Genomic DNA, 10,688 nt, shown 5'->3' on the forward strand with positions numbered 1-10,688 from the left:
CCCCCCCCCCAGAGCATGCGGCAGAAATTCTGGCAGGCCGTATGCACCCAGACCTTATTGACCCACCTACAGGCAAAGGAGCCTAAGCCATGACCGATCTTGCTTATTGGCTACCGGTTGTCTGGGCTGTTATTCTTATTGCGGCCATTAGCATTTATGTTGTGCTTGACGGCTTTGACCTTGGTATTGGCATGTTGTTTGCGCTTGAGCGTGATGCTACTAAACGCGATGTGATGGTGCATACCATTGCCCCCGTGTGGGACGGCAATGAAACATGGATGGTGCTGGGTGGCGCTGTTTTATACGGTGTCTTTCCCGGTGCTTATGCCACACTCCTGCCTGCGTTTTACCTACCTATCGTGCTTATGCTGCTGGCTCTTATTTTTAGAGGTGTAGCGTTTGAATTTCGGGTTATGACCCGCGGTACCGTGCGTGAGAAACGCTGGACGGCTGGCTTTATGGTGGGCTCTGCTGTGGCAGCCTTTTGCCAAGGCGCTATTTTAGGGGGCGTTGTGCAGGGCGTTAAAGTGGTTGACGGTGTGTTTGCTGGTAGTGCCTTTGATTGGCTTAACCCGTTTAGCCTTGTTTGTGGGCTGGCAGTTATGTGTGGTTATGCTTTGCTCGGCGCAACATGGTTAGTGTGGCGTACAACTGGCCCGCTTGAAGCCTCATGCCGCAAATGGGCTTGGCAGTTAGCCATTGGGTTGTTTTGTTTCATTGTTATTGTCAGCGTCTGGACGCCATTTTTACAAGCGCCTTATTTAAGGCGTTGGCTGTCATGGCCCAATTTTGTGTTTGTTGCCCCTGTACCTGTTTTGGTGCTGGTACTTGGCTGGTTTATGCGTAAAGGCTTGCAGCAAGGGCATACAAAAGGGCCATTTCTCTGCGCCTTGGGGTGGTTTATGCTGTGCTTATCGGGCTTTGGTATTAGCCTATGGCCTTATGCGGTGCCACCAAGCCTGACAGTGTGGGCGGTGTCTTCTCCACCATCAAGCCAGTTGTTTCAGCTTGTTGGTACGGCCATTTTGCTACCAATTATTTTAGCGTACACAATTTACTCCTATCATGTGTTCCGTGGCAAAGTGACCGAAACAGATGGCTATCATTAAATTTGTAAGGGGCACCGGAGAGGGTGCCCCAAAGAGTAAACTGGCCAGAATGGGGTGGTTTATTGCTATTTGGTCATGCAGTACGATCATTTTTTTTGCAGGAGCATCGCTTCTGCATTGGTTGATTCCTAAATAATGTTAAAGTTAATAAGCATTATTATTTGCATTTTTAAGGAGAAGTGATGTTTTTTGATTGTTGTTTTGAGAAAATTTCCTAAGAAAACTCTTATTTCTTAAAATGTAGATATTTCTTTTGAGTGATTTTTTTATTGCAATAAGGTAGTAAAATTTTTTTTAATATAATTTTTGTCAGGTTTATTTTTAAAGAAGCAACGCTTTAACTCAATTTATTTAAAAGATCGGAGTGGTATTCCATGGTAAATAAAGCTTTTTTTGGCTCTGTGTTATGTAATAACATTATCCTTTGGTTTTGCTCTGAAATATAAACATAAAATTAATAAACAGACATATGTTATTAAAAACACCTTCTTTTGCCGTGCAGAACGTACCTGCTCCGTTACACTCTATCTTTCATGAGAGGTGGTGGCTAAACGCTGCAACCGACGGCCGATACGATATTATAGAGGTGACAAAAGATGGGCGTGTTGTTGCCGACCTCCCTCTTTTTACAAAAAAACGCTTTGGCCTGAGTCGTATTACGCGTCCACCTTATACCCGTACCTTAGGCCCCCGTTTGTTTTTGCCCCCGTCTAAACCATTTAGGCGAGCACAGAATATTCGGAATACGATTGCTGATTTGGTGCTGAAACTTCCAGCATATGACAGCCTAAAATTAAGCCTCGACCCTGAAGACGAAACCCCTTTTGCGTTTTCTTTGTGCGGTTTCACAATTGAGCAGGCTTTTACGTTTCGTATTCCCGTCAGCGTCTCTCCTAAAGATGTCTGGACGAACTGCGATCAAAAGACGCGGAACCTTATTCGTACCGCTGACCAAAAGCTTACTGTTGAGCAAGATACAAATCTCTCAAATTATATTCGCATGTCTTTGGTAGACCAGCCTGCAGCAAACAATAGCCACGATTTTTCACGTATGGAAAAAATCTTTGAGGCTTGTAAACAGCGTGAGCAAGGCTGTGTCATGAACGCATGGGACGAGGCAGGTAAGCAGGTTGCGTCTATTGTATTGGTTTGGGACGATAAGAACTGCTACTTCTGGCAGTCAGCGCGAGACCGCACCATGCCTATTCCGGGGGCTAATATGTTGTTAATCTGGAAAAGTATTGAGTATGCAAACAAGAAAGGCCTGACATTTGACTTTGATAGTTTTGCGTCTGTGCGTTCTGCTAAAATGATAGCAAGTTTTGGGCAAAGCCCCATTGCTAGGCCGCAGGTTATGCATTCTTCCGTGCTTTATAAGTGGGAGCGAGCAGCCAATGCAACGCTGCTTAAAATTAAAAGCAGCGCTCTTCAATATTGCTCTAAAAAGAAAAGTATTTGAAAATAATTAGGTTATTTCTTGTTAGGTAGCATATTATTTTTGAATCTTATTTTTATGTTTTTCTTTTCGCTCAGTCGCTAAACAACCATGCCGTGTGCATTGCCTAAAGGTAAAAGGCTGCTGTTTTTCCCATGAGGTCTGCTGATGCCACTTAGACCATTTATGGCCTAAAAGGTGGCAGATCAGACTGAGATCTGAACCATCTCATTGAGTGTCCTCCGTCAATTGCTTAGCCCTAAAGTGGGTAGCAAAACCTAGGGAGAGGATATCAAAAAAGGCGGCCTTGTGGGGGCCGCCTATAACAGGTCTGTAGTGTGTGTACCAGTTATAATGGCGGGGTTAATACCCGCCACCATAAGCTTGGTTAGCAATAATGTTAGAGATAACACCTGTAGCAATAGCCGTTAGCAAGAAGGTGCCGCCGTAATTAATCCATCTATACCCGTTAGGGGGGGCATAAAGGCCGTTATAGCCGCGCCAATTATCAACGTAGTACCCGCCACCATCGTAGCGGTCGCCTCTGTGCCATGAGCGGTCGGGGCCACCACGGCCAAAATGGCGTGGCGGTGGCGGCGGTGGGCGGTCAAACCCTCGGCCGCCAGGGCCACCATGACCGCCTCTGTTATCCATATGGCCACCGGGGCCGGGGCCTGCATCTCGGTTCCAGCCATTGTGGGGGCCGCCGGGTTCAGCATTGGCGGCAAGTGGGGCGGCGGTTATGACAAGAGCCAGTAACGCAGCACCAAATTTATAAGGCGTAAAGGCCATAATGACTGTCTCCTTCAACATGCCGCGTTATCAAAAATCAAACTGGTGGCGGAATTATGGCTGCCTTTTGAGCAGCCTTATAAAGGAGAATTTTATTACAGGTTAGAGATTACCTTTAACCCAACAAGCGCTGCATCTGGAATATGAGAGGTCTCTCCGGGGCGGATCATGTATTGAAATTCGGGCTGCACAACAATGCCGGGAAAAGCATCTATGGCATAATAGGCTTCAATAACATGAGAGTCTGTTTGGGGGGCCAGCACTTGTGCACCTAAAGACAGCCCAGCATCCCGTGCCATCATTTGCCCAAGCTCTTTACGGTGGCTCACATGGTACCAAGAGTAAAGAATACCGAGCCGGTCGTTTATGCGGTTGGGCAAAATACTGTTGAAAGATAGGCCGCCATAGGCTTCGTCGGAAATAGAAGAGACATGGGGGGTGTTATGAATATACCCAGCCATCAGGTAGCCACCCGCCATTTGGTTACGACCGCCCCGGCGGTAGATCATCTGGTCGCCTTCAAACCAGAACATATCCATAGGTGCACTGTGTAACCTGTTGGCATTGACCACGAGGTTTGCTGGTTTTGCGCCTAACACATCGGGATAGCGGGAGGTGTCGTGAGCATAGCCAAACATGTAGTGGCCGGGCAGGCGGTTGCGGGTTAAAAAAGGCTGCCATGTAAATTCTATTGGCAGCATAAGACCTGTCGAATCTTCACTTCCCCAAGACCACCCACTTGGGTTGCCGGCAAGCGGGCTAACTTGGTAGGCACCCACTTGCATAAGAGTATCGCGTGTTGGCCGAAAGCGTACGCGGCTACCCCATGTTGCTTTTGGATACACGGCAAAACCGGGGTCAACTTTAAGCGCTACAGGGGCCGAGCAGGTGACCATAAACGAACAAATAAGTGGCGATGTTGCAAAAACATGGGTTAGGGACATACGGCCAAATGTCACATCCATACGGTTTTGCAGGAATTTTTTCTCGGCGTAAAAATCTACTAAATGGGCAACAACATGGCCAGAAAGACCATATACTTCCATCAGGTTTACGTAATAATCACCCACGCGGTCGTGTGAAACTTCTCGCCCGGCACGGTTCATCACCAAGGTATGCACAGACCAACCATTCAGGTTGCTATTCATACGGCCAAGGTCAAAGTTCATTTGCAGGGTTAGCTCGTGCACATAGTCCATGCCGCGCCGTATGCCGCCGTTAATATTGGCCATGGCTTCTCCTTTATAAGTAAAAGAGAACACAAAGCCTTTTTGCTGTAACCGCTGGCGGAAAGGCATAATGGCAGGCACAAGGTGGGTCGCACCTGTGGTTGGCACGTAGTATGGGTCTTCCATATCTGTGCGGCGTTGAGCATCTATTTCAGAGGGCAGCAACCAAGACGGGCCTTCTCTCTGGCTCAAGGAATCCAGTTCAATTTTATGAAAAGTCTTTGTGCTTTCATAAGGGTCTGAAGACGGGGTATCCATTGTAGCCTGCCCCGGCATGGGGCCAAGGGGCACACCGCTTAATGGCAGAGGTGAGTCTTTTGGGCGTTGCAGTGCGCGTGCATCGGGCAATAACAGGCGCGTGTCAGACTGTGGTTGAGAGACATCGATATATACCGGGCCTTGCGCCCGCGTGGGGGCGGTGGCTGTTTGTGCGTAAGCGTGCCCAAAGTGAGAAACTGTACACAGACCGGTTATGGCAAAAATTGCAAAACGAAAGGGTATGCTACGCGGCATAGTCTGACCATGAGAGAGACGTGGCACAAGGCCAGAGCGATAGGGAGTCCTGAAAACATAGTTTTGCAAAAGTATTTTTCTAAATAAAAAACTCTAATGCAGGCCATAAATTTCAGGGGCGAAGGCGCAAATTTTAGGGAAGAGGTTTCCAGCACCAAGTTGGCAGAAACCGAAAAAAAGCGTGCTAGCGTGGAATCCTTAGTTCAATAAAAAATGCTAGTTTTTTTAACATATATTTTACAAAAGCACCGAAAAAAACAGGACTATTGTGGTACACAAAAATGTTACATGGGAACTTTATAAAAAAACCGGCTACCGCATAGTGCGATAGCCGGTCATTATTTTTAAAAATTTAGATATAAAAAGAGAAAATTAAATATTAGACAGCCTGAGGTTTGCGTGCATTAGCAGATGCGACACGCTTGCCCCACTTAACCAGTGTGTCTGTGCAGTCAGACCGGTCAATATGGCATTCGATAATGGTTGGGCCGCGGCGGTTGGCTTGTGCCTGCTTAATGGCATCTTCCAGTTCAGCCGAGGTTTTGGCATGCAGGCCCAGACCATGGCCTTCACCTGCATTGAATACTTCCATCAGACCGGCATAATCCCAGTTTTTGATGTAGTTGTATGGGCCGTCATGAATGGCAATTTCAATGACGTAACCACGGTTGTTGACCAAGAAGATGATGACCGGCAGTTCGTAGCGCACCATTTGTGCAACTTCCTGCGCGGTTAGCTGGAAGGAGCCGTCACCAACCATCACAACGTGCTGGCGGTCTTGAGACCCCATTGCGTTACCGAAGGAAGAGGGAACAGACCAACCAATATGGCCCCACTGCATTTCGGACTCAACACGGGCACCGCGTGGCAGGTGCATACGCATGGCGTTGAACCATGAGTCACCCGTTTCAGCAACCAGTGTGGTGTCAGAGGTCAGCATGGCGTTAATCTGACGTGCCATTTCGTCGTTTGTCAGTTTTGCATCGGCCTGCGCAGGTGCAATTTCTGGCTTAACGTAGGTCGTTTCTTTTGCGCTCAGTGGGCGAGCAGGGGCTTTTTGGGCCAGCGCTGTCAGGAATTCTGGCAGGGTAAAGCCTTCAAAAGTTTGGCCAGCAACCGTTACGCGGTTTGTTTCTGCCAGCAGCACTTTGTCGCCTTTGGGCCATGCTGTCCAACCAACGGTAGAATAGTCGTTAAAGACAGGTGCCACACAAATAACGGCATCTGCTTTTTCAATCAGATCCTGCACGCCGGGGGCAGAAACTTCACCCCAGTACAGGCCACGGAAACCTGCATGGTCTTCAGGGAAGAAGCTTTTGGCGGCAGCCATAATGGCAACGCCACAACCTAGCTTGTCGGCAAGGGCTTCTGTTTCTTTCAGGGCATGTGCAGCACGCAGTTTGCTACCAACCAGCATGGCGGTGCGTTCTGCTTTTTCCAAGAAAGCGACAGCGGCATCAACAGCTGCGTTCAGGCTCACCGTATCGGTAGAGGGGTGAGAGAGCAGGCTGGACACAGGGCCGGGGCGCACGCATTCCTGAGCGGACACGTTGCAGGCAATTTCCAGATAAACAGGTTTGCTTTCGCGCAGCGCAGACCGAATAACATGGTCGATCTTGGCGGGGGCAGAAGCTGCGTCTGTAATGCTTTCTGCTGCACAGGTTACGTGGCGCACCATTTCAAGCTGGTAGCCGTAGTCTGTCGTGCCAATAGTATGGTGCAGAATATGGCCAGAGCCATAGTCGTTGCTATTAGGTGAGCCAGAAATAAGAATAACGGGCAGGTTTTCTGCATAAGCGCCGCCAATGGCGTTCATGGCGGAAATGGCGCCAACGCTAAATGTAACAACCGCAGCGGCGGCACCGTGTGCACGGGCATAACCTTCTGCGCTGAAGCCACAGTTCAGCTCGTTACAGCAGTAAATTTGCTGCATATCTTTATTAAGCAGGAGCTGGTCGAGCAGAACCAGATTATAGTCACCTGCCACGGCAAAATGGTGTTTCAGGCCAATCTGGGCAAGACGATCAGCCAAATACATGCCAACAGTGTAAGTCATTTTAAATGTCTCCTCACTTTGCTTAACGGAGCAGAGCTTTTACGCTTTTCTAAAGGCTCTTATGCCGTTCAAATGTCCAATATATGAACCATGCAATTTGTATATTTTTTTTATATGACAAAAGGCAGGTTTTGAAGGAAATTTAAGAGGGGTATCAAATAAAAACGTTTATTATCAATGTGTTAATTTATTTTGGTGTATGACCTAAAATAAGAACAATTTGCTTTGCAAAAACAGAATACAGCAATGCGCTATCATCACGGTAGCGTGATGGTTGGCTGTGTTTAAAGAAAAGATTTCCAGTGGGGCAGTTTTTTAAAATTAAAATTAAAATAAATTTGTAGTGGTTTCTTTAGTGAAGGCAGAATAATTGATATTTTTTAAAAAATAAAAATACGGATAAATTCAATTTATATAAAATAATACAAAAACAATTTTTTGGATAACTTATAAAAACAATCAATTTGTTATTTTAGATCATTTCTATGTTTCAAGTGTTGGTGGTGTAAAAGCACGTTTTGTAAAGTTAAAGCATATTGCTGCTCTTTTAGTGCCTCTTTCTTGACATATATCAATGAATTAGACACACGAGACATTCCATTCCGCCGGGAGACAGTGCAAAAATTGGCCCTAGCCTGAAAGGCCTGCTCTGCGTCAGGCCCCTATGCAGGGTTGGTCATCTCATAATGTGTGTTGGCTGGTTGTTGCGACTCTCTTTGTCGGGCGGAAACAGGCGTTTTATGGAACATATTTTAATGCTGGGCGGTATCCGTCACTACGGTTGCCGCGCAGTTTTGTAGAATACTGGAGTTAAAAGCATGGGTGAGGGTCAACCCGCGGGGGGCCAAGCTACCTTGGGCAATGCCTATCGTATCTTGTTCGCGATCATCAGTTTCGCGGTCGGTGCTGTGCTGGTTTACGGTGGGGGCAAGCTGCTTCTGCTTGGTGGGTCAGCATATTACCTGTTAGCTGGTTTGGCATATTGTGTTTTAGCTGCGCTGTTTGTGGTTAAACACCGTTTGTCTTTGCCGGTTAATGTGGCTGTTTTTGTTGCCACTCTTGTGTGGGCTTTTTACGATACCCCAGAAATTGGGTATTGGGCTTTGCTGCCCCGTTTGGTTGTGCCTGCAATTCTGTTTGCATTGGGCCTGTGGGCTGCGGCAACGCTGCCAGCTGTTGCCAAGCCAGTTAAAAAAACAAGTGTTTTTGCTGGTTTGGGTGTTGTTGGCGCATTGCTGGTTACATTGGTTGAAGCCTTCTACCCCCATGGTCAGCTTGGCAACCCACAGCCTGCTGCGGCTCCAGACCAAGTGGCGCAGAACGCTAAAATTGATGCGCCTGAAGATTGGGAATTTTTTGGTCGTAACGCTGCGGGCACACGCTTTGCACCCTACACCCAAATTACACCGGCTAACGTTAGCAAGCTTAAAGTGGCGTGGGTTTACCACACTGGCCGCCGCACAAAGGGGCCGGGCGCTGGGGTAGATGAAAATACACCCTTGCAAATTGGTACCACCCTGTATTCCTGCACCCCAGAAGACCTGATTACAGCTCTGGATGCCGATACAGGCCGCCCTCTTTGGAAGTTTGACGCCAAAGCCCACACGGCTGAGCACGTCACCTGCCGTGGCGTTGGCTATTACGATGCCGATAAAGACGCGAGCCTGAGCGCTGAAGAAAAAGCAGCAACCCCAGACCCGCTATGCCGCCAGCGCATTCTGGTTTCTACGGTTGATGCCCGCTTTATTGCGCTTGATGCACACACCGGCGCTCTGTGCCCTGCCTTCGGCGAAAATGGCGTTGTCGATCTGAAGAAACAGATGGGCCCCACCGAAAAAGGCAAGCGCTATCACCCTACCTCTATCCCTGTTGTTATGGGCCATGTGGCGGTTATTGGTGGCTGGGTGCGTGACATTGTGCACGGCGAGCCATCTGGTGTTGTACGTGCGTATGATGTGCGCAACGGTAACCTTGTCTGGGCATGGGATGTTGGTCGCCCTGACGACACACAGGCTCCGGCCGAAGGGCAGGACTACACGTTGGAAACCCCCAACGTCTGGACAATTCCTACCTACGATAAAGAGCTGAACCTCGTTTACCTGCCAACAGGCAATGGCCCGCCAGACTACTGGGGCGGTGACCGTAACGCAGTTAAAGAAAAATTTGGTGCCGCGATTGTTGCGGTAGATGCCTCTACAGGCAAAACCAAATGGGTCTTCCAGACTGTGCACCACGATGTGTGGGACTATGACCTACCCTCACAGCCTGTGCTGTATGACGTAACCAACGCTCAGGGTGAAAAAGTTCCTGCCCTGATCCAAACCACCAAAACCGGTCATATCTTTGTGGTAGACCGTCGTACTGGCCAGCCCGTTACTGAAGTGCAGGAACGTAGCGTTCCAACATCTCCGGCAGCCCAAGGCGAGCACCTTTCACCGACGCAGCCCTTCTCTGTTGGTATGCCTATTATTGGTGCAGACCCGCTGACAGAAAGCTCCATGTGGGGGGTCAGTACGTTTGACCAGCTCTACTGCCGTATCATGTTCAAAGACTCTGTCTATGAAGGCCCCTTCACCCCACCAGGTGAAAAACCCTACATTGAATGGCCCAGCCTGCTGGGTGGCATGAACTGGGGTGGCATCTCTATTGATGAGTCCAAGGGCGTCATGTTCGTCAACGACATGCGCATGCCATTGCGTATGACACTGGTGAACAAGGAAGAGGCTAAACACTACAAGGTCTCTACCGACGAAGTGCCGGGCTTTATGGGCACCATTCGCCCACAGGTTGCTGGCCCTTATGCTGGTGTCCGTATCGACATTCTGCAATCTCCGCTTGAAGTGCCGTGCAACACACCGCCTTTCGGCACCATGTCTGCTATCGACCTCAAGACCAAAAAACTGCTGTGGCAGGTACCAATGGGCACCACACAGGATCTGGGGCCAATGGGCATTAAAACCCATCTGCCAGTGCCAATGGGTATGCCAACACTGGGTGGGCCTACTTCTACGGCATCTGGTCTGCTGTTTTTTGCAGGCACGCAAGACTACTACCTGCGCGCTCTTGAATCTGCCACAGGTAAGGAAGTGTGGCGCGAACGTCTGCCAGTTGGCGCGGTTGCTGCTCCACTTATCTACCGCTCTCCTAAAACGGGCAAAGAGTACGTGGTTATCTCTGCGGGTGGCATGAGCCACTCCCCAGATGTAGGTGACTACATTATTGCCTACGCTCTGCCAGAAGGCGCTGCTCAGTAAGCAGTTTGCTTGAGGGCTAAAGAAAGAAATCCCCACTTCGGTGGGGATTTTTTTTGGCCTTATTTTCTGGGCTAGGCGCGCTTAGCCACGGGGGAGAGGGCAAAAACCTCTAAAATAACCATATGTTAATGTTTCTTTTTTCTATTTTTTCTCGTGTTTGGAGGGGGTTGAGGCACCCTAAACCCGATTCAGTGTTGGTTTTCTGGGGTTTTAGGATTGTTTGAGAGAGTGTGTTGACAGTGTGTGTCTGATGACTTAGAAACCGCTTCACCGAGACGGAGTGGTCTTGGCGGGTTTGAG

At 48.7% G+C, this 10,688-nt stretch carries 6 protein-coding genes; 3 read left to right on the top strand and 3 right to left on the bottom strand.

Features of this window, described 5'->3' with window-relative positions; translation table 11 throughout:
- Positions 1-89 precede the first annotated feature (89 nt).
- A complete protein-coding gene (gene cydB, locus Abor_RS11190; RefSeq protein ID WP_048841981.1) occupies positions 90-1,109 on the top strand; it encodes a cytochrome d ubiquinol oxidase subunit II in 1,020 nt (339 codons plus the stop codon).
- Positions 1,110-1,578: 469 nt separating this feature from the next.
- The gene (locus tag Abor_RS11195) at positions 1,579-2,568 is read left to right on the top strand and encodes a GNAT family N-acetyltransferase (protein WP_048841982.1); all 990 of its coding nucleotides are present in this window, start codon (positions 1,579-1,581) and stop codon (positions 2,566-2,568) included.
- 339 nt (positions 2,569-2,907) lie between these two features.
- On the opposite strand, the gene Abor_RS11200 is transcribed toward Abor_RS11195, so the two are convergent.
- From Abor_RS11200 to Abor_RS11210, 3 genes are all read right to left on the bottom strand, one after another.
- Positions 2,908-3,336, bottom strand: a complete 429-nt coding sequence (locus Abor_RS11200) for an RcnB family protein (protein WP_048841985.1) — start codon at positions 3,334-3,336, stop codon at positions 2,908-2,910.
- Positions 3,337-3,431: 95 nt separating this feature from the next.
- On the bottom strand, positions 3,432-5,147 hold the full coding sequence (locus Abor_RS11205; protein WP_371861272.1) for a carbohydrate porin: 1,716 nt from the start codon (positions 5,145-5,147) through the stop codon (positions 3,432-3,434).
- 310 nt (positions 5,148-5,457) lie between these two features.
- On the bottom strand, positions 5,458-7,134 hold the full coding sequence (locus tag Abor_RS11210) for an alpha-keto acid decarboxylase family protein (protein ID WP_048841983.1): 1,677 nt from the start codon (positions 7,132-7,134) through the stop codon (positions 5,458-5,460).
- An 818-nt stretch (positions 7,135-7,952) separates the two neighbouring features.
- On the opposite strand from Abor_RS11210, the gene Abor_RS11215 reads away from it, so the two are divergent.
- Complete coding sequence (locus tag Abor_RS11215) at positions 7,953-10,388, top strand: membrane-bound PQQ-dependent dehydrogenase, glucose/quinate/shikimate family (protein ID WP_048841984.1); 2,436 nt, start codon at positions 7,953-7,955, stop codon at positions 10,386-10,388.
- The last annotated feature ends 300 nt before the right edge of the window (positions 10,389-10,688 follow it).

Source organism: Acetobacter orientalis (assembly GCF_000963965.1).
In the GTDB taxonomy this organism is placed as follows: Bacteria; Pseudomonadota; Alphaproteobacteria; order Acetobacterales; family Acetobacteraceae; genus Acetobacter; species Acetobacter orientalis.